The sequence below is a fragment of the Sedimentitalea sp. XS_ASV28 genome, assembly GCF_041224545.1.
In the GTDB taxonomy this organism is placed as follows: Bacteria; Pseudomonadota; Alphaproteobacteria; order Rhodobacterales; family Rhodobacteraceae; genus Sedimentitalea.
On the sequence record NZ_JBGFGP010000056.1, the window covers coordinates 1 to 282 of the forward strand.

Annotated in this window: 1 pseudogene; it reads right to left on the reverse strand. The window is 64.9% G+C overall.

Annotated features, from left to right (window positions below):
* Positions 1–282: pseudogene (locus AB9K34_RS02050) on the reverse strand (IS3 family transposase); the annotation flags it as partial.

Genomic DNA, 282 nt, shown 5'->3' on the forward strand with positions numbered 1-282 from the left:
CTGACGATGCAACCTGGTTTTCCGAAGACCCGCACCAGCCCATCCAGCTCTCGGGCGACACGGGCTCCCGAGATACTGGTGTCGGCCATGAGGCACAGGTTTTCGCGGCAGCAATCGTCGATCACTGCCAGGATGCGGAACGTGCGTGAAGCACCAAAGCTGTCCGACAGAAAGTCCAGCGACCACCGCGCATTTGGGCGCGCCGCCTCCGGCATCGGTGTGCGTGTGCCGCGGGCCCGTTTGCGGCCACGTCGTCGCTTCACCGAGAGACCTTCCTCCCGG